Raw genomic sequence first — 18,773 nt, forward strand, 5'->3', positions numbered from 1 at the left:
TAGGGGGAGACTAACGGAGCGCGCCGCTATCGCAAGCGTTGGCCTTCACGCCCTTCCCCGTGTTGGGGAGGAGCTTTTAGCGTCGCTCCTTGGTCGCGTGGAACTGGATCGCCGGGAACCGCCCGCTGACGTAATTGAGCTCCCAGCTATCCTTCGCCATGAACACCGGCGCGCCGTCACGATCGGCCGCCATCGCGCCGCGATATTCGCTGACGAAGCCATCCAGCAGCTTGGCGTCGTCCGACGTGATCCAGCGCGCCGTATCCCAGGGCGAGGGTTCGAACCCCGCATCGACCTTATACTCCGCCTGCAACCGCGAGATCATCACGTCGAGCTGGAGCTGCCCGACCACGCCGACCACCCAGCTCGACCCGATCTGCGGGAAGAAGACCTGCATGACCCCCTCCTCCGCCATATCGTTGAGCGCGTTGCGCAGCTGCTTGGTCTTGGTCGGATCGGCGAGCCGCACGCGGCGCAGGATTTCGGGCGCGAAATTGGGGATGCCGGTGAAGCGGATCGCCTCGCCCTCGGTCAGCGTGTCGCCCACCCGCAGCGTGCCATGATTGGGAATGCCGATGATGTCTCCGGGATAAGCCTCCTCGGCGAGTTCGCGATCGCGCGCCATGAACAGCAGGGGCGAATGGACCGCGATCGTCTTGCCGGTACCGACCTGTGCCAGCTTCATACCGCGCCGGAAGCGCCCCGCGCACAGCCGCATGAACGCGACGCGATCGCGATGCTGCGGGTTCATGTTCGCCTGCACCTTGAAGATGAAGCCCGCGACCTGCGCTTCGTCGGGCTGGACGGTACGCGTATCGGCCGGCTGCGGGCGCGGCGACGGGGCGAAGCCAGCCAATGCATCGATCAATTGCTCGACCCCGAAATCCTTGAGCGCCGAGCCGAAATAGACCGGCGTCTGATCGCCCGCGCGATAGGCGGTTTCGTCGAACGCGCCGTAACCCGCCATCGCCAGTTCGGCCTCCTCGCGGAGTTGGGCGACCCCGTCGGCGGAAAGAAGATTGTCCAGATCGGAATCGTCGAGCCCACCGACGGGCACGCTATCGCCTTCGAAGGCGCCGGTCGCATCCTGCGCCGGGCGATGCAGCACATTCTTCGCAAGATCGTAGATGCCCTCGAACGTGCCGCCCATGCCGACCGGCCAGCTCATCGGCGTGACGTCGAGCGCCAGCGCATCGGCGACCTCGTCGAGCAGCTCGTAGGGCGCTCGCCCCTCGCGATCGACCTTATTGACGAAGGTGATGATCGGCACATTGCGCATGCGGCAGACTTCGAACAGCTTGCGCGTCTGCGCCTCGATGCCGCGCGCCGCATCGATCACCATCACCGCCGAATCCACGGCAGTGAGCGTACGATACGTATCTTCGGAAAAGTCTTCGTGGCCCGGCGTATCGAGCAGGTTGAAGACCACGCCCTCACGCTCGAACGTCATCACGCTGGAGGTGACCGAGATGCCGCGCTGCTGCTCGATCTTCATCCAGTCCGATCGGGCACGCCGCTGCTGGCCGCGCGCGCGCACTTCGCCCGCGGCGTGGATCGCACCGCCGAACAGGAGGAGTTTCTCGGTGAGCGTCGTCTTGCCGGCGTCGGGGTGTGAAATGATCGCAAAGGTACGACGCGAAGGAATATCGGGAGATGCCATGATGGCGTGGCGGTTAGCAGAGCATCACGCCCGCGTCATGCCCATGAACGGCAACGTTCGCCGATCGTGCGACCGGCGAACGTGCCTCGTCGGTCGAGATCAGCCGAAGGTGATCCGAGTGCCAATCGCCTTGCGCCGGCGCATCGCGCCGCCGAGCAGGCCAAAGCCCGCAACCATCATGCCCCAGCTCGCTGGCTCGGGAACCGAGACGTTGAACGCCTGCGCGACATAGCCGGGCAAATCGGCATCCGAGAAGCTGAACACGAAAAACTGGTTCGGCCCCGCGGTCGCCGGAACGAAATCATTGTCGTTGGCGACATAGAGGGTGTGGAGCGTCTGGCCGTTCTGCACGACATCCTGGCCGAACGAGATGCCCTCGATCTTCGCCGGGATGGTTGACGTGGTGAAGCCATTTCCCAGCAGCGCGGTGACGACGTTGATGAAAGGCGAATTGGCCTTGTTGACGAGCTGAACGGCGTTCGGACCGGTCCGCGCCGCGATCTGCGCGCCCGTGAGCCCCTTGATGTCGGTCGCGCCGGTGATGTCGATCTGAAACAGCTGTTTGACCGATGCCTTCGTGCCGTCGCCCAGGCCCTTGCCGTCGCGCTCGTCGACCAGGAACTGATGGTCGTTGATCGCGACGATGTCGCTCACGCCCGAACCGCTGGTGAGGTTGTACCCATATTCGTGCGTCGTGCCCGTCGCGACATCGATCGTCACGATTCGAACCATCTTGGATGTGGCGGAGACCGACGCATCCTGTTCCACCGCAGCCTGCATGATACCGACCAACGTCTTGCCGTCGGGGGTGAGCGCCAGCCCCTCCATGCCTTTGTTGGCGACGCGACCGGTCGTGTTGCCGGCAATCTCGGTATTGCCGACCGGCGACTGATTGGTCACGGCCAGATCGGTCGGCACGGCAAAGGTCTTGACCAGCTTGCCGGTCGCACGATCGAACTCCCGCACATATGGGCCGTATTCGTCGGAGATGAAGACGGTCTTGCCGTCGTTGGACAAGCGCACCGATTCGGGATCGAAGCGCGCGTTCGCCGCGTCGGTCGAAAGGCCGGGTGCGAAATTGTCGGACCGGCCGGTGAAATAATAGGTACCGGCGCTGTTCTGGCTCGGCGCGCCCGAGCCGAGCGGCTGACCATTGGCGCGGTTCCCGAGCCCCGCACCAGTGCCGTAAGCCAGCGGCGTCGAACTCGACAGCAGCGTGGTCTTGGTCAGCGTCGGGGTCAGCGTGAAGGGCAACCCACCGGTGGCGGTCGCGCTCAGATCCATCGTCAGCGTCTGGAACCGGCTGATATAGGAGACGGTATCGTCGACTTTGGAATTGTAAGGCGTGGCATTCGGTCCGCGATCGGGCACTGCGATGAAGGTATTGCCGCCGGCATAGGTAAGGCCCGATCCGATGCCGCCCAGAATATTGGCGGGCAGGCCGTTTTCGAGTGTTCCTGTAAGGCCGGACAGATCGGTGGCGCTGTTGATGACTCCCTTGGCGATCAACGCAACGGTGGCACCGGCCGGCGCGGCGAAGGCGACGGATGCGAGTAACAGGCTCGTGAACAGACGACGCATCTTATCCCCTCAAGGCAACGATCGATTTGATAAATATCTCGTTAACCTCGTGGTATGACGGTTTGGCGTCAGCCCGATAGCGCGTCCGCCGCGCCGTTCGTTTCGTCGCTTGTCGAAGTCTGTTGGGCGCTTGCCGAATTCGGGTGACGCGCCGACAAGCAATCGGCTGCGCTGCGCCAATCGAAATGAGGGAGGATCTTCGCCCATGAAACGCATCCGCATCCTGTTGGTCACCACCTTGATCGGCCTTGCCGCCAGCACCGCCATCGCCGCCCCCCTGCCCCCCAATATCGCCGCGTCGGCGGCCGATCCGAAGCGCGCCGAAAGTGCCAGGAGCGACGTCGCCCGCCATGGTCCGGAGATCGTCGCGTTCGCCGACGTCAAGCCGGGCGCAAAGGTGGTCGATCTGATTCCGGGCGGCGGCTATTGGACACGCCTTCTCGCCGGCGCGGTCGGCCCCAAGGGGCATGTCTATGCGATCTGGCCCGACGAATATGTGAAGGTCGATGGCGAGGAGGTCGCGCCGTACAAGCAGGTCGCCGACCTCTACCCCAATGTCAGCATCGCGCAGCAGCCGGGCACGGCCCTATCCGTGCCGGAGAAGGTCGATTTGATCTTCACCGCGCAGAATTATCACGATTATCCCGACAAGTTCATGGGTCATATCGATCCGGCGGTGCTCAACCGCGCGGCGTTCGCGGCGCTGAAGCCCGGCGGCATCTTCCTGATCGTCGATCATGCTGCCACCGCCGGCAGCGGCATGCGCGACACCGATACCCTCCACCGCATCGATCCGGCGATCGTGAAGCGGCAGGTCGAGGCGGCGGGCTTCAAGTTCGTCGGCGAGAGCAAGCTCCTTGCCAATCCGGCGGACGACAAGACGAAGAACGTGTTCGACAAAGCGATCCGCGGCCATACCGATCAGTTCATCTACAAGTTCAAGAAGCCGTACGCGTAGATTTTGCCTGATCCCGGCTCAGGGACCGCGCGACGGGAGCGCGCGATTTAGGACGCGTGTCAATTTTGCAACGCAGCAATCTTTCCCGCCCTGCCCCTTGCCCTGCTGTCTACCGCGTTGCAGCATGCACTGCGGCTCAAGGGCAAGGGGGAGAGCTTCGTGGGGACGGACAGCGGCCAGGATCTCGGGGGAACGACGCGACGGCAATTGCTGACGCGGATCGGCATGTTGGGCGGCACCGCCGCGCTCTACCAGGCCATGACGAGCATGGCGCATGCCGCCGAAACCCAATTTGCCGGCCCGCCCAAACTTTCCGGAGCCAAACCCGGCGCTTCGGTGATCGTGCTCGGCGCAGGCCTGGCGGGCATGCTGGCCGCTTATGAGCTCAACAAGGCGGGCTATGCGGTCAAGATCCTCGAATATCAGAACCGTGCGGGCGGGCGGAACTGGTCGCTCTACGGCGGCGATACCTATACCGAACTCGGTGGCGCCACCCAGCATGTGAAGTTCGCGCCAGGGAATTACCTCAACCCCGGCCCGTGGCGCATCCCGCATCATCACCGCACCTTGCTCCATTATTGCAAGGCGTTCGGGGTCGCGCTCGAGCCGTTCATCCAGTTCAACCACAACGCCTACGCCCACAATGTCGATGCCTTCGGCGGCAAGCCGCAGCGCTTCAAGGCCCTCGCCGCCGATTTCGAGGGCAACGTCGCCGAATTGCTCGGCAAGGCAATCGACCAGAAGGCACTCGATGCTCAATTGACCGCGGAAGATCGCGACCGGCTAAAGGAAGCGCTGCGCGACTGGGGCATGCTCGACAAGGACATGCGCTATGTGAAGGGTCTCAAATCGTCCGGCCATCGGGGCTATGATCGTCCGCCCGGTGGCGGGGTCAACGGCGCGCCAATCCCGTCCGAGCCATTCAAGCTCGACGACATTCTCAACTCGCGTATCTGGACGAACATCGCCTTCTTCATGAACGATGAGATGCAGACGACGATGTTCCAGCCGGTGGGCGGCATGGGCATGATCGGCAAGGCCTTCGCCCGGCAGGTCGAGCCGATGCTCAACTACGGCGCCAAGGTGACCAGGATCCGGCAGGACAAGAAGGGCGTCACCGTCACCTATTCGGACATGAACAGCAGCGGCACGGTGAAGAGCGGGCATGCCGATTATGTCGTCTGCACGATCCCGCTGGGCATCCTCAATCAGATCGACATCAACGTCTCCCCCGAAATGCGCGAGGCGATCAGCGCCGTACCCTATTCGGGCCAGGTGAAGATGGGGCTCGAGATGAAGCGCCGCTTCTGGGAGGAGGATGCCGCCATCTACGGTGGGCACAGCTTCACCAGCCAGGATATCGCGCTGATTTCCTACCCCAATTATAATTTCTTCAAGGACGGGCCGGCGGTTCTGCTCGGCGCTTTCGCGAACGGACTCGGTGCCTATCGCCTCGCCGGCATGACGCCCGACGAGCGGATCGAGGCCGCCCTGGCGCAGGGAGCGGTGTTCCACCCCGAATCATACCGCAAGGAATTCCTATCGGGCGCCTCGGTCGCGTGGAGCCGCGTGCCGTGGACATTGGGTTGCTGTGCACGCTGGAGCGAGGAGGCGCGCAAGGCGCATTACCAGAACCTCGTCGCGGTCAACGACCGCATCGTGCTGGCCGGCGAGCATGCGTCCTATGTCGGCTGCTGGATGGAGGGTGCCTTGCTCTCGTCGATCGACGCCATCACCCGTCTCCACAAGCGCGCTTCCGAGGCCTGACCCATGATCGCCAAGCATATCCGCATCGCGCTTCCCGCCGTTGCCCTGATCCTGATCGGCGCGCCCGCCTCCGCCGACGAACCCGGCCCTGGCGGCTTCAAATCCAAGCCACCCGTGTCCGGCGAGGAAGTCTATAAGGCGGTGTGTCAGGCCTGCCACATGGCCGACGCCAAAGGCGGGACCGGCGCCGCCACGATCCCCGCGCTCGCGAAGAATCCCAATCTCGCGGTTTCGGCCTATCCCGTCATGATGGTGGCGAACGGCCGGGGGGCAATGCCCTCGTTCCGGGATCTGCTGAAGCCGCCGCAGATCGCCAACGTCGTCAACTATGTCCGCACCCATTTCGGGAACGACTATAGGGATGGAGTCAGGACCGAGGACGTGGCGCAATTCGAAGGCCACTGACGCTTAAAGTTCGCCACGGTCGCATTCGATAAAATGCTTCAAAAATCGAAATATTGTATGAACGCATGCTGCTAAGTGCATTCCAACTTCATTCAGTACGAATCGCATAGAACTCTCAATAAGCCACGATCGGTTGGCTGTTGGAGAGTATCATGCGTAGCGTGTTCAAGACCATCATTGCCGCGTCGGCTTTGGCCGCCACATCTTTAGCTGTCGTTCAGCCGGCTCAGGCCCGAGATCATACGGGTGTAGCAGTCGCAGCAGGCATTATCGGCCTTGGCGTCGGCGCGGCGCTCGCCTCCGATCATCGCGGTTACGATCGCGGCTATGATCAGAGCGGCTATTATTACAGCGATTACCCGTCGGGCTATTATGCGCCGTCTTACAGCTATGGCTATGCGCAGCCTTACGGCTATTCGTCTTATGGCTACGATTACGGCCGGGGCTATGGCTATGATCATGGCCGCGATTGGGGCCGCGATCATTGGCGCGACGGCCGGGGCCATCGCGAACATTGGGACCGCCGCGACCGTCGGGACGATGACGGCTGGCGCCGCTAAAGCCTGATCCCGCAAGGGACGGCCATAACGACCGAAACGCCCCGCCGCTCAACCCGAGCGGCGGGGCCTCTTGCGATGCCGGCGTTACGACCGGACAAGTATGATTGCGCGCAGCGCCCTTTTCTTCGCGCGCCGCCCCTGCCAAAGCCACCGCATGCTGCGCCGCCTGCTCCCCGACAATTTCCTGCTCATGCTCGTCGGCACCGTCCTGCTGGCGACCTTCCTGCCGGCGCAGGGCGGCTTCGCCGTCGTCGTGGGCTGGCTCTCGACCGCGACGGTCGTCGCGCTCTTCTTCTTCCACGGCGCCAAGCTGCCGCGCGAACAGGTCGTCGCCGGGCTGATGCATTGGCGGCTGCATCTCACCATCCTGCTCAGCACCTTCGTCTTCTTCCCGCTGCTCGGCCTCGCGGGGATGAAGGCCTTCCCGACCCTGCTGCCGCCCGATCTCTGGACTGGCATCCTGTTCGTCTGCGCGCTTCCCTCGACCGTCCAGTCGGCGATCGCCTTCGTCTCGATGGCGCGCGGCAACGTGCCCGCCGCGATCGCATCGGCATCGGCCAGCCAGATGCTCGGGATCGTGCTGACCCCGATGCTGATGGGCCTCCTCGCCGGATCGCATGGCGGCGCGGGCGGGATCGAAGGGATCGGCAAGGTCGCGCTGCAGATCTTCGTGCCGTTCATGGCGGGGCATTTGCTGCGCCCGTGGATCGCGGGCTTCGTCAATCGCAACAAGCAGATCATCGGCTACACCGATCGATCGACCATCCTGATCGCGGTCTATGGCGCCTTCTCGGCGGCGGTGCTGGAAGGGTTGTGGCACAAATTGCCCCCGATCAGCTTCGCGCTTCTGTTCGTGGTCGATGGCGTGCTGCTGGCGATAGCCTTGACCGGTACCTGGGCGGCGGGCCGCGCACTCGGCTTCGATCGCGAGGATCGCATCGCCATCCAATTCTGCGGCACCAAGAAAAGCCTGGTCCAGGGCGTGCCTATGGCGAAAGTGTTGTTTCCGGGGCCGGCAGCGGGCGTAATCTTGCTTCCGCTCATGCTATTCCACCAGATGCAGCTTATGGCATGCGCGTTCATCGCGCGGCGTTATGCCACCAAACTCGAACAGGAAGAAAAGGCGGCGCAGCCCGCCTGAGAGGAAGCAAGATGGCCGATCAAGACGTCTATCCGGTACCCGACGCATGGGCGGCTCGGGCGAAGATCGACAAGTTGAAATATGCCGAACTGTACGCGCGCTCGCTGAACGAGCCCGAGGCCTTCTGGCTCGAGCAGGCGCAGCGGCTAGACTGGATCACGCCGCCAACCAAAGCGGATGAGAGCGAGTTCGCCGAGGAAGGCTTTCAGGTGCGTTGGTTCGCCGACGGCGTTCTCAACATCGCGGCCAATTGCCTCGATCGCCATCTCGCCGAGCATGGCGAGCGGGTGGCAATCATCTGGGAGCCCGATGTCCCGAGCGAAGAGCCGCGCCACATCACCTACCGCCAGTTGTACGAAGAAGTCTGCCGCTTCGCCAATGTGCTGAAGGCCGAGGGTGTCAGCAAGGGCGACCGGGTTACGGTCTACATGCCGATGATACCCGAAGCGGCGGTGGCCCTGCTCGCCTGCGCGCGGATCGGTGCGATCCATTCGGTCGTGTTCGGCGGCTTCTCGCCCGACGCGCTTGCCGGCCGAATTGAGGATTGCGGATCGACCATCGTCATCACCGCCGATGAGGGCCGGCGCGGCGGCAAGGCGGTCCCGCTCAAGAAGAATGTCGATGCTGCAGCCGAGCGCTGCACGATCGAGAAGGTCATCGTCGTGCGCGCCACCGGCGGCGCGATCGAGATGCAGCCGGGCCGTGATATCTGGTATGCGGACGCGCTGGCGGAGGTCTCGGCGGATTGCGCGCCGGAGCCGGTCGGTGCCGAGGACCCGCTCTTCATCCTCTACACCTCGGGTTCGACCGGCAAGCCCAAGGGGGTGGTGCACACCAGCGGCGGCTACCTGCTTTGGGCGAGCCTGACCCATGCCACCGTGTTCGATTATCACCCCGGCCAGATCTATTGGTGCGCGGCCGATATCGGTTGGGTCACCGGCCACTCCTATATCGTCTACGGTCCGCTGGCGAATGGCGGTACGACTTTGATGTTCGAGGGCGTGCCCAACTGGCCCGACGCCAGCCGCATCTGGCAGGTGGTGGATCGCCATAAGGTCGAGATCCTCTACACCGCCCCGACCGCCTTGCGCGCGCTGATGCGCGAGGGCGACGATTTCGTGACCAGGACGAGCCGCGCGAGCCTGAAACTACTCGGCTCGGTCGGCGAGCCGATCAATCCCGAGGCGTGGCGCTGGTATCACGAGGTGGTGGGCAATGGCCGCTGCCCGATCGTCGACACTTGGTGGCAGACCGAGACCGGCGGTCACATGATAACGCCTTTGCCGGGCGCCACCGATCTCAAGCCCGGCTCCGCGACCCTGCCCTTTTTCGGGGTCGAGCCGCATCTGCTCGATGGCGAGGGCAAGACGCTGGAGGGCGCGGCCGAGGGCAATCTGGTGATTTCACGCAGCTGGCCCGGCCAGATGCGCGGCGTGTGGGGCGATTCCCAACGCTTCTTCCAAACCTATTTCTCGACTTTCGCCGGCCATTACACGACCGGCGACGGCGCGCGCCGGGACGCCGACGGCTATTGGTGGATCACCGGCCGGGTCGACGACGTCATCAACGTCTCGGGCCATCGCATGGGCACCGCCGAGGTGGAAAGCGCCTTGGTGCTCCACGCCAAGGTGGCCGAGGCAGCCGTGGTCGGCTTCCCGCACGACATCAAGGGCCAGGGCATCTATGCGTATGTCACCCTGAAGGCGGGCGAGGAAGCGAGCGATGCGCTGCGGAAGGAGCTTACCGCATGGGTTCGCACCGAAATCGGGCCGATTGCGACACCCGACGCGATCCAGTTCGCCCCGGGGCTGCCCAAGACGCGCTCGGGCAAGATCATGCGGCGGATCCTGCGCAAGGTTGCCGAGGGCGATGTGTCGAGCCTCGGCGATACGAGCACATTGGCCGATCCGAGTGTCGTCGACGATCTGATCGCAAACCGTAGGGGTTAAAGGAGTCCGTCATTTCCCGAAGGCGGGAACGACGGGTGACTATTCCTCTCCAATCTTCCGTATGATCCGCGCCGGATTGCCCCCGGCGAGGACATTCGCGGGCACATCCCGGGTTACGACCGAGCCCGCCGCCACAACCGAATTCTCCCCGATCGTGACCCCGCCGATCACGCTCACTCCAGCGGCAATCCAGACATTACGCCCGATCACGATCGGCCGGGCGATCACATGATCGCGGCGCCGCGACGGTTCGATCAGATGGCTCGAGGTGAGCAAACTCACATTCGGGCCGATCATCACATCGTCGCCGATCTCGATCCCGCCGAGATCGTACATCGTGCAATTCTGGTTGATGAAGACATTGCGCCCGATGCGGATGTCCATGCCGCCGGTCGTGTAGAAAGGCGGTATCAGCGAGAAGCCGTCGTCCACCTTCACGCCGATCAGAGTGCTGAAGATCGCGCGGACCTGATCGGCATCGTCGATGGTCAGGCGATTGAGGATCGGCGTGATCGCCATGGCGCGCCGAACGGCGGCGACCATGGCGGCCGATTCAGGGGTTCTGCCGGGGACGATCAGGGCGTTATTGTCTCTGGACATACGCCGGTCCCCTTGACGGAACCTTTACCCCTCCAGCTGCCGCAGCAGCAGCCGTACATCCGCATCCAGTTCGGCATCACGCGCGCGCAGAGCCTCGATCGTCTTGACCGCGTGGATCACGGTCGTGTGGTCGCGCCCGCCGAAACGGCGGCCGATTTCGGGCAGCGAGCGCTGGGTGAGCTGCTTAGCGAGGTACATCGCCACCTGCCGCGGCCGCGCCACTTCGCGCGCGCGCCGAGCCGACCCCATCTCCGACTGGCGGATGCGATAATGATCGCACACCTTGCGCTGGATCTCGTCGATCGAGACGCGGCGCTGGCTAGCGCGCAACTGATCGGCAAGATGCTCCTGCGCGAAATCGAGGTCGATCGGGCGATTATGCAGGGTCGCGAACGCGATCACACGATTGAGCGCACCTTCCAGCTCCCGCACCGACGCGCTGATGCGCTTGGCGAGAAACAGCGCGACATCGTCGGGCACCGTCCCCTTGGGCAGGCCCTCGAGTTTCTTGACGATGATGTTGTAGCGCAGCTCGAAATCGGCGGAATTGATATCCGCCACCAGCCCCCACGAGAGCCGTGACTGGATGCGCGCCTCGATCCCCTCGAGCGTCTGAGGCGAGCGATCGGCGCTGATCACGAGCCGGCGCCCGGCCGAAATCAGCTCGTTCATCGTGTGGAAGAATTCCTCCTGGGTGGAATCCTTGCCGGCGATGAACTGGACATCGTCGATCAGCAGCACGTCGGCATTGCGCAGCCGCTGCTTGAAGCTGTGCGTGTCCTTGGCGCGCATCGCCGCCACGAATTCGAACATGAACTTTTCGGACGTCATGTAGAGGATGCGGGCGTGCGGATGGCGCGCCCGATATTCGTGCCCGATGGCGTGCATCAGGTGAGTCTTCCCGAGACCGACGCCGGCATGGAGGAACAGCGGGTTGAAGCCGAGCTTGCCGCCTTCGGCCAACGTACGCGCGGCATTATAGGCAAGCTCGTTCGCCTTGCCGACGACGAAACTGTCGAACGTGTAGCGCGGATCGAGCTGGCTCGATCCGGCCGGAATGCTGGCTTCGGCATCAGGCTGCGGCTCGGCAGCCGGCGCAGGTTCGGCGGATACCGCGAACGTCGCCCGCTGGGGCGCTTCGGCGCCTGCGACGATCGATACGCGTGCGACATGCGGCAGCATCGCGCGCCAGGCGGCCGTAATCTGTTCGGCGAAGTCATTCTCAACCCATTCGGCCATGAAAGCCGACGGTGCGGTCAGGCGCACTTCGCCCGAATCGAGATCGCACTCGCCGAGCGCGAGCGGCTTCAGCCAGCCGTCGAATATGCGGTCACCGCAACTGCGGCGCAGGCTCAGGCGAATCGCTTCCCAGGCGGCTTCCGTCGGTGTGTGGTGGTCCCCCGCGCTTGCCGCGCTGATTTTCATTGCCTGCTGCACACACAACTCTCCTCATCGCGGAAGCACGCCGCGCCCCCACGCCCGCTCAAGACACGCTTCACCCCCGCGCACGATGTCATTCGCACGCGCTTTCAAGCAACGTTCGGTGATGGCCCCAGCCGAGAATCATCGGCGGAACGGCACGACTTTAGGGAGATCGCGCGACCGGTTTCAAGCGGTCTAATCGTCACGCTTTTGAAATAATGCGGGTTGACAGGCCGCGCGGCGCGGAAAACCGCGATTTTCCACCAAGTCACTGAATAGTAATGATTATTAACAATATCACCAATGTGACAGAACCAAGAATCAAGCGAAATCCGCGCGATGCGCGCAAAACATGATCATAATCAAAAACCCGCCGGAATTGCTCCCGACGGGTCCGAATTCAAGTGTTAACTGCGGTTAATCAACCCAGCGCAGCGACTCGCTTGGTGAGACGAGCCAGCTTCCGCGACGCGGTATTCTTGTGAAACACGCCCTTCGAAACACCGCGCATCAGCTCGGGCTGAGCGGCCGTCAGCGCTGCTGCGGCAGCATCCTTGTTGCCCTCGGTCAGCGCGCCTTCGACCTTCTTGAGGAAGGTACGGATGCGGCTGACACGCGCGCCGTTGATGTCGGCACGGCGATCGTTGCGACGGATGCGCTTCTTGGCTTGCGGCGTGTTCGCCATGCTCTACTAACCTCAAGTATAAATGGATTTGCGGCGTCGGGCAGGCCCGCGCCGTGAAACCCTGCCACTATAGAAGGTGACGGCTTTCGTCAACCTCGGCCATCGGGCCAGACCCAACGTCAATTCTGGCATTTCGGGCACCAGAAGGTCGACCGGCCGCCATCGACCTGACGCTGGATGATACCCCCGTCATACGGGCATTTGTCACCTTCGCGCCCATAGACGCGGAACTGCTTGGAGAAGTAACCGAGCTGGCCGTCAGGACGGGCATAGTCGCGCAAGGACGATCCCCCCGCCTCGATCGCCGCCTCCAGCACCTCGTGGATCGCGTCGACCAGCCGGCCGAACGCGGCGCGGGCGATCGCGCCGCCTGGCTTGCGCGGATTGATCCGCGCCATGTTGAGCGCCTCGCACACATAGATGTTGCCGAGTCCTGCCACGATCCTTTGATCGAGCAGCAGCAATTTGACCGGAGCGATTCGACCTTCCAGCCGATCGGCCAGGAACGCCGGCGTCAGTTCGTCCCCCAAGGGTTCCGGGCCAAGCGCCATGAAAGCCGGAAAATCGCCGAGATCGGCAGTCTGCACGAGATCGAGCGAGCCGAAGCGCCGGGGATCACACAGCGACAGGCTGCGTCCCTCATCGGTTTCGATCACGAGATGGTCGTGCTTGCCGATCTCCTCGGGATCGACTCGCCAGCGTCCTGACATGCCGAGGTGGAAGATCAGCGTATCGCCACGATCGGTGTCGATCAGGCCATATTTTGCCCGTCGGCCGAGTCCGATCACGACCGCCCCCGTCAGCCGCTGGCGCAGATCGGGTGGGATGGCGCGGCGCAGATCGGCGCGGCGTGGCTCGAACTCGCGTCAGCCGCCGGCCCTCGAGCACGGGGCGCAGGCCGCGGACGGTGGTCTCGACTTCGGGAAGCTCGGGCATTTCCCGCCCGCTAGCCCATAAGCGGCAGCCCCGCTATGGGCCTCGCATGAGCGACACCGTCTCCTTTGGCTATACCGACGTCACCCCTGCGGAAAAGACCGCCAAGGTGGGTGAGGTCTTCGCGCGCGTGGCCAGGCGCTACGACATCATGAACGACGCCATGTCGGGTGGAATGCACCGACTGTGGAAGGACCGTTTCGTCGCGCGGATCAAGCCGCGCGAAGGCGAGCGCATCCTCGATCTGGCCGGCGGCACGGGCGACATCGCTTTCCGCATGGCAAAACATGGCGCGCATGTGACCGTCACCGATATCAATCCGGCGATGCTGGACGTCGGCCGCGAACGCGCGGTTAAGAAGGGTATCGAGGGGCTCGAGTGGGGCGTCGAGAATGCTGAAACGCTGAGCTTCAGCGATTCGCAATTCGACGCGGTGACGATCGCGTTCGGCATCCGCAACGTGACCCACATCCAGCAGGCACTGGGCGAGGCGCATCGCGTGCTGAAGCGCGGCGGGCGCTTCTTCTGCCTCGAATTCTCGACGACGCTCTGGCCGGGATTTGCCGACGTCTACGATTTCTACTCGCACAAGATCGTACCCAAGCTCGGCAAGGCGATCGCGCAGGATGAAGAGAGCTATCGCTATTTGATCGAATCGATCCGCCGCTTTCCCGATATGGAAACATTCAAGGGGATGATCGCAAAGGCCGGGTTCGTGCAGGCCAAGGCCGAGCCGATCCTCGGCGGGCTGGTTGCGATCCATTCGGGCTGGAAGATTTGATGCGGAACGGGAATTCCTCCCTGGCTTCGCCGGGGAGGGGGGCCATCGCGATAGCGATGGTGGAGGGGCGGCGGTTTAACCGCCGTCTGCGACGGCGGCCCCTCCACCAGCCTGCGGCTGGTCCCCCTCCACTGCTTTGCAGGGGAGGATTTTTCAGGTGACCTCCTCCCTCACCCATACGCTCCGCCTGCTGCGCTGGGGCCGCATCCTCGCACGCCACGGCGCGCTGCGCGGAATCGAGCGCGATCCGAACACGCCTGCGCCCGTCCGCCGGCTGGTCAAGCTCGCCCGCTTCGGCGCGCGCGTCCCCGAAACACCGCGCTATGCCGACGCCTTCCAGGCGATCGGCCCGGCCGCGATCAAGCTCGGCCAGGCGTTGTCGACCCGACCCGACCTGGTCGGCGAGGCGGCGGCCGCCGATCTCGCGCGGTTGCAGGACGCCGTCCCCCCTGCCCCGTTCGAGCAGATCAAGGCAGCGATCGAACGCAGCCTCGAAAAGCCGATCGAGGCATTGTTCGCCGAGTTCGATCCCGTGCCGATCGGCGCCGCCTCGATCGCCCAGGTCCATCGCGCGATCACCACCGATGGCCGCACCGTCGCGGTCAAGACGCTCCGCCCCGGGATCGAGGAAGATCTCGCCCGCGCGATCGAAACCTACGAATGGGCGGCAGCGCAGGTCGAGGCGATGGGCGGCGAACTCGCGCGCTTGCGCCCGCGCCTTGTCATCGCCCATTTCCGCCAATGGACGATGCGCGAGCTCGATCTCAGGCGCGAGGCGGCCTCGGCCTCCGAGCTTGCCGAGAATATGCTGGCCGAGCCCGGCTTTACGCTGCCGGGAATCGACTGGAGCCGCACCACACGCCGCGTGCTGACGCTCGAATGGGTCGACGGCATCAAGCTTTCCAACCGACAGGCCCTGATCGATGCCGGGCACGACACGCACGAACTGGCCTCGTCGCTGGTGCGTGCCTTCCTACGCCAGGCGATTTCGGACGGTTTCTTCCACGCGGATCTTCATCAGGGCAATCTGTTCGCGCTGCCCGACGGGCGTATCGCCGCGATCGATTTCGGCATCATGGGCCGCATCAATCGCCAGGCGCGCTTGTGGTTGGCCGAAATCCTCCACGGCCTGATCACCGGCAATTATGCCCGCGTCGCGGAGATCCATTTCGAGGCGGGCTATGTGCCTGCCCATCACAATATCGCCGAGTTCACCACGGCCCTGCGCGCGGTCGGCGAGCCGATCAGGGGCCTGCCGGTCAAGGATGTCTCGATCGGCCAGATGCTCGACGGCCTGTTCGCGATCACCCGCGATTTCGACATGGCAACCCAGCCGCACCTGCTGCTGCTCCAGAAGACCATGGTAATGGTCGAGGGGGTCGCCTCGATGCTCGATCCCGATATCAACATGTGGGAGGTGTCGGGCCCGTTCGTGAAAGAATGGCTGCGCGGGGAATTGGGCCCCGAAGCGTGGCTGGCCGATCGCATCCACGAAGATGTGAAGACATTGCTGCGCCTGCCCGATCTGCTGCGCCGCATCGAGGCAAGCTACCCGGTACCGGGTGCGGCGCCACCGCCACCGCCGCTGCGTGAAGTGCAGGTGGTGCGGATCGGCGGCGGGTGGCGTTATGCGCTTGTGGCGCTGCTGGCCGCTGCCGTGGGGGCCGGAGCGGTGCACTTCCTATAGGGCTCCCGGCATAACCAGGATCTTCGCACACCTGAAATAATCGATTGCGTTCGAGCAGCGCAGCAACAACTATGCTGCATCGCAACAGGGGCAATCGATGAATCGAGACGGGGCGTGGGGTCGCAGGGATCTGCTCAAAGGATCGCTGGCAGTCGGGGGACTGGCGGGGCTGCAAGGCTGCGCACCTTCGGTGAAGAGCGCGGCAACCGTACCGCCGCGCGGGGTCTCGCTCGTGCCGATGCGCATGAGCGTCGATGAGATCATCGACGTCAAATGCTGTATCCGCCCGTTCCGCCCGCAAGGGCCGCGGCTCGATGCTGAGCAGATCGGCGATACGCTGGTGATCCACAATTACGGCCATGGCGGCAGCGGCTGGTCGCTCTCGTGGGGATCGGCCGAGATCGTGGTCGGCAAGGCGATGACCGTCCTGCCGAAGGAAATCGCGGTGATCGGCTGCGGCATCATCGGGCTGACCGCTGCGGTCGTCGCCCAGCGCGCCGGCGCCAAGGTAACGATTTATGCGCGCGACCAACTGCCGCGCACGCGCTCGTTCCGCGCAAACGGCTCCTGGACTCCTGATTCGCGCATTTCGCTGACCGAACCCGCTGGCGCTGCATTCGGCGATCTGTGGGAGCAGATGGCGCGCATCTCGTGGAAGAATTTCCGCACCTATCTCGGCCTGCCCGAACGGCCGGTCGAGTTTAGCGATCAATATGGCCTTTCCGACGGCCCGATCAGATCCGAAGGCGAGGGCCGCGTGCCCGATGCCACGGCGCGAGGCAGCTTCGCCACCACCGGCATGCCGCAGCAAAAAGGGGAGTTCGGCCATTATTCGGACCGCATCCGCGATATCGTCCCGCAGTCGGAAACGGTCAGTGCCGAGGAGAATCCGTTCGGCGTCGCGCATGTGCGCCGCACCTCGATGATGCACTTCAACTTCGGCAGCTACGGCCATCTGCTGATGAGCGAATTCTTCCAGCAGGGCGGCCGGTTCGAGATGCGCGATTTCCATTCGCCGGCCGATGTCGCGACGCTCAGGGAGAAGGTGGTGATCAACTGCCCCGGTTATGCCGGGCGCGATCTATGGCGCGACAAGACGATCATCCCCGTGCGCGGCCAGACCGGCTGGCTCGTGCCCCAGCCCGAGGCCAAATACGGGCTTTATTATGCCGGCGTCTCGGTGCTGTCGAAGAGTGACGGGGTGATGATGATGCACACATCCAGCACGCTGGGCGATATGGAGGGCGTCGGCAACAGCCTGGAATTGCCCGATCGCGTCCCGATCGAGGAAGGGGTGAAGATCATCGCTCCGATCTTCGATCGCCTGCGGGGAGCGCGCGCATGATGCGGCTGCGGATGCTTACCGTGCCGGCGCTGGCGCTGATCGCCTCACTCGGTGCGGCCGATGGCGAGCAGCCGGGCGCCAGCACCGCGCGCGGCGCTTACACCGCCGCGCAGGCAACGGAGGGCGCTACCCTGTACAAAGGCGCCTGCGCGATGTGCCATGGCGAGAGCTTGGCCGGCACGTTCGAAGTGCCGCCGTTGACGGGGCTGTTCGTCGCGCGCTGGTCGAACGGATCGGTCGGCGCCCTGTTCGATTATGTGAGCAACGCCATGCCGCAAATGGCGCCTGGTTCGCTCAGCCCGGACGACAACGCGAAGATCGTGGCCTATCTGCTTCAGGCAAATGGCATGCCAGCCGGTACGAAGCCCCTGTCAACGGATGCCGCAGCGCTCAAGGCGATCGCGTTCGAGCCGGTGAAGCATTAAGTCAGAGCCGGTTAGCCACGGTCGCTCGCATCATCCACCCGTCCCTGACGAAGAAGAGGAGCGGGCTCGGCGATTATCGCGAGGTATAGCGCAGCCGCTCGCCGGGCGCGCGGCCATCGGCCGTCATCCCCAGATCGATCACGCACATCGTCCGGAAAACGGGGTGCGGGCCGCAGGCGACGCCAGCGTAGCGCAGTTCGCCGCTATAGATGATCTGGCGATGGCCGCGATCGGCGACGCCGTCGTCGACCACCAATTGGCGCATCGCGTCGGCCGCATCGACCGAACCGTAGGCGATGATCTCGGCGACATAGATGCCACCACCGCGCCGCTGGACCCGTACGCGTGGCGACGACCCGTCGCTGCCGACATGCCCGATCTGCCCGGTGCGCGATTGATCGGCGAGGTGATCGGCGGCCGCCGCCTGCAGGAGCAAGGAAGGCTGGACCTGCGAAAGCGGCGCCTGCTTGCCGAGGTACGCGATCGTCTCGTCGACCACCTTGACGCCTTCTTCGGTGGCGATGTCGGCGGTCGACCCCGGATAGCGTAGCAGATTGGCGTGGAAGAAGCCGCGATACTCGCGCAGACCTGTCATATAGCCGGCCGGATCGGCGCGCGCCGAGTTGAGTTCCATCAGCAGTTGCAGTTCGTCGATCGGCTGCTGCGCCGATGCGATCGAGGGGGTCGCGATCAGGGCGAAAGCTGCCGCAGCCACCTGCCATAAACCTGTACGCATAAAACACCATGCCGCCTGTTGATCGTCGGCATCGGTGTGCTCCCTGCGCACCTAAGGAAGCGCGCATAGCTAAGGTAAACAACCCATTATCCAAACAATCAACGACAACTATAGTCGATTATACACCACCACGATCTC

At 63.9% G+C, this 18,773-nt stretch carries 16 protein-coding genes and 1 pseudogene; 10 read left to right on the top strand and 7 right to left on the bottom strand.

Annotated elements, in window-relative coordinates; genetic code table 11:
- Window positions 1-76 precede the first annotated feature (76 nt).
- A complete protein-coding gene (locus AB4Z44_RS10610) occupies window positions 77-1,660 on the bottom strand; it encodes a peptide chain release factor 3 (protein WP_404713998.1) in 1,584 nt (527 codons plus the stop codon).
- Window positions 1,661-1,759: 99 nt separating this feature from the next.
- Window positions 1,760-3,241, bottom strand: a complete 1,482-nt coding sequence (locus tag AB4Z44_RS10615) for an esterase-like activity of phytase family protein (protein WP_404713999.1) — start codon at window positions 3,239-3,241, stop codon at window positions 1,760-1,762.
- Between the two features lie 205 nt (window positions 3,242-3,446).
- Here AB4Z44_RS10615 and AB4Z44_RS10620 point away from each other — a divergent pair, with 205 nt between their 5' ends.
- The 6 genes from AB4Z44_RS10620 to acs all read left to right on the top strand — a co-directional run bounded on the left by AB4Z44_RS10620 (window position 3,447) and on the right by acs (window position 10,021).
- Window positions 3,447-4,199: a class I SAM-dependent methyltransferase gene (locus AB4Z44_RS10620; protein WP_404714000.1), complete on the top strand. Its 753-nt coding sequence runs from the start codon at window positions 3,447-3,449 to the stop codon at window positions 4,197-4,199.
- A 159-nt stretch (window positions 4,200-4,358) separates the two neighbouring features.
- Complete coding sequence (locus AB4Z44_RS10625; RefSeq protein ID WP_404714001.1) at window positions 4,359-5,966, top strand: flavin monoamine oxidase family protein; 1,608 nt, start codon at window positions 4,359-4,361, stop codon at window positions 5,964-5,966.
- A 3-nt stretch (window positions 5,967-5,969) separates the two neighbouring features.
- On the top strand, window positions 5,970-6,371 hold the full coding sequence (locus tag AB4Z44_RS10630) for a c-type cytochrome (protein ID WP_404714002.1): 402 nt from the start codon (window positions 5,970-5,972) through the stop codon (window positions 6,369-6,371).
- 152 nt (window positions 6,372-6,523) lie between these two features.
- Window positions 6,524-6,931, top strand: coding sequence for a hypothetical protein (locus tag AB4Z44_RS10635; RefSeq protein ID WP_404714003.1), 408 nt, complete (start codon window positions 6,524-6,526; stop codon window positions 6,929-6,931).
- Window positions 6,932-7,085: 154 nt separating this feature from the next.
- Window positions 7,086-8,072, top strand: a complete 987-nt coding sequence (locus AB4Z44_RS10640) for a bile acid:sodium symporter family protein (protein ID WP_404714004.1) — start codon at window positions 7,086-7,088, stop codon at window positions 8,070-8,072.
- An 11-nt stretch (window positions 8,073-8,083) separates the two neighbouring features.
- Window positions 8,084-10,021: an acetate--CoA ligase gene (gene acs, locus AB4Z44_RS10645; RefSeq protein ID WP_404714005.1), complete on the top strand. Its 1,938-nt coding sequence runs from the start codon at window positions 8,084-8,086 to the stop codon at window positions 10,019-10,021.
- Between the two features lie 39 nt (window positions 10,022-10,060).
- Here the strand turns inward: acs and AB4Z44_RS10650 are convergent, their stop codons facing one another.
- From AB4Z44_RS10650 to mutM, 4 genes and pseudogenes are all read right to left on the bottom strand, one after another.
- Window positions 10,061-10,621 carry a sugar O-acetyltransferase gene (locus tag AB4Z44_RS10650; protein ID WP_404714006.1) on the bottom strand — a complete coding sequence of 187 codons (561 nt, stop codon included), beginning with the start codon at window positions 10,619-10,621 and terminating at the stop codon, window positions 10,061-10,063.
- A 24-nt stretch (window positions 10,622-10,645) separates the two neighbouring features.
- Window positions 10,646-12,046, bottom strand: coding sequence for a chromosomal replication initiator protein DnaA (gene dnaA / locus AB4Z44_RS10655; RefSeq protein ID WP_404714007.1), 1,401 nt, complete (start codon window positions 12,044-12,046; stop codon window positions 10,646-10,648).
- Between the two features lie 418 nt (window positions 12,047-12,464).
- On the bottom strand, window positions 12,465-12,728 hold the full coding sequence (gene rpsT / locus AB4Z44_RS10660) for a 30S ribosomal protein S20 (RefSeq protein ID WP_404714008.1): 264 nt from the start codon (window positions 12,726-12,728) through the stop codon (window positions 12,465-12,467).
- Window positions 12,729-12,847: 119 nt separating this feature from the next.
- A pseudogene (mutM, locus tag AB4Z44_RS10665) lies at window positions 12,848-13,664 on the bottom strand (bifunctional DNA-formamidopyrimidine glycosylase/DNA-(apurinic or apyrimidinic site) lyase).
- Between the two features lie 46 nt (window positions 13,665-13,710).
- On the opposite strand from mutM, the gene ubiE reads away from it, so the two are divergent.
- The 4 genes from ubiE (at window position 13,711) to AB4Z44_RS10685 (ending at window position 17,899) form a co-directional block, all read left to right on the top strand.
- Window positions 13,711-14,442 carry a bifunctional demethylmenaquinone methyltransferase/2-methoxy-6-polyprenyl-1,4-benzoquinol methylase UbiE gene (gene ubiE, locus AB4Z44_RS10670; protein ID WP_404714009.1) on the top strand — a complete coding sequence of 244 codons (732 nt, stop codon included), beginning with the start codon at window positions 13,711-13,713 and terminating at the stop codon, window positions 14,440-14,442.
- A 157-nt stretch (window positions 14,443-14,599) separates the two neighbouring features.
- Window positions 14,600-16,129 carry a 2-polyprenylphenol 6-hydroxylase gene (gene ubiB / locus AB4Z44_RS10675; RefSeq protein WP_404714010.1) on the top strand — a complete coding sequence of 510 codons (1,530 nt, stop codon included), beginning with the start codon at window positions 14,600-14,602 and terminating at the stop codon, window positions 16,127-16,129.
- A 97-nt stretch (window positions 16,130-16,226) separates the two neighbouring features.
- Complete coding sequence (locus AB4Z44_RS10680; protein WP_404714011.1) at window positions 16,227-17,474, top strand: FAD-dependent oxidoreductase; 1,248 nt, start codon at window positions 16,227-16,229, stop codon at window positions 17,472-17,474.
- Window positions 17,471-17,899: a c-type cytochrome gene (locus AB4Z44_RS10685; RefSeq protein WP_404714012.1), complete on the top strand. Its 429-nt coding sequence runs from the start codon at window positions 17,471-17,473 to the stop codon at window positions 17,897-17,899. The genes AB4Z44_RS10680 and AB4Z44_RS10685 overlap by 4 nt, the downstream gene beginning before the upstream one ends.
- A 73-nt stretch (window positions 17,900-17,972) precedes the next feature.
- Here the strand turns inward: AB4Z44_RS10685 and AB4Z44_RS10690 are convergent, their stop codons facing one another.
- Window positions 17,973-18,635: a CAP domain-containing protein gene (locus AB4Z44_RS10690; RefSeq protein ID WP_404714013.1), complete on the bottom strand. Its 663-nt coding sequence runs from the start codon at window positions 18,633-18,635 to the stop codon at window positions 17,973-17,975.
- Window positions 18,636-18,773 lie beyond the last annotated feature (138 nt).

Origin of the sequence: Sphingomonas sp. MMS24-J13 (genome assembly GCF_044905095.1) — a bacterium.
Classification (GTDB): Bacteria; Pseudomonadota; Alphaproteobacteria; order Sphingomonadales; family Sphingomonadaceae; genus Sphingomonas_I.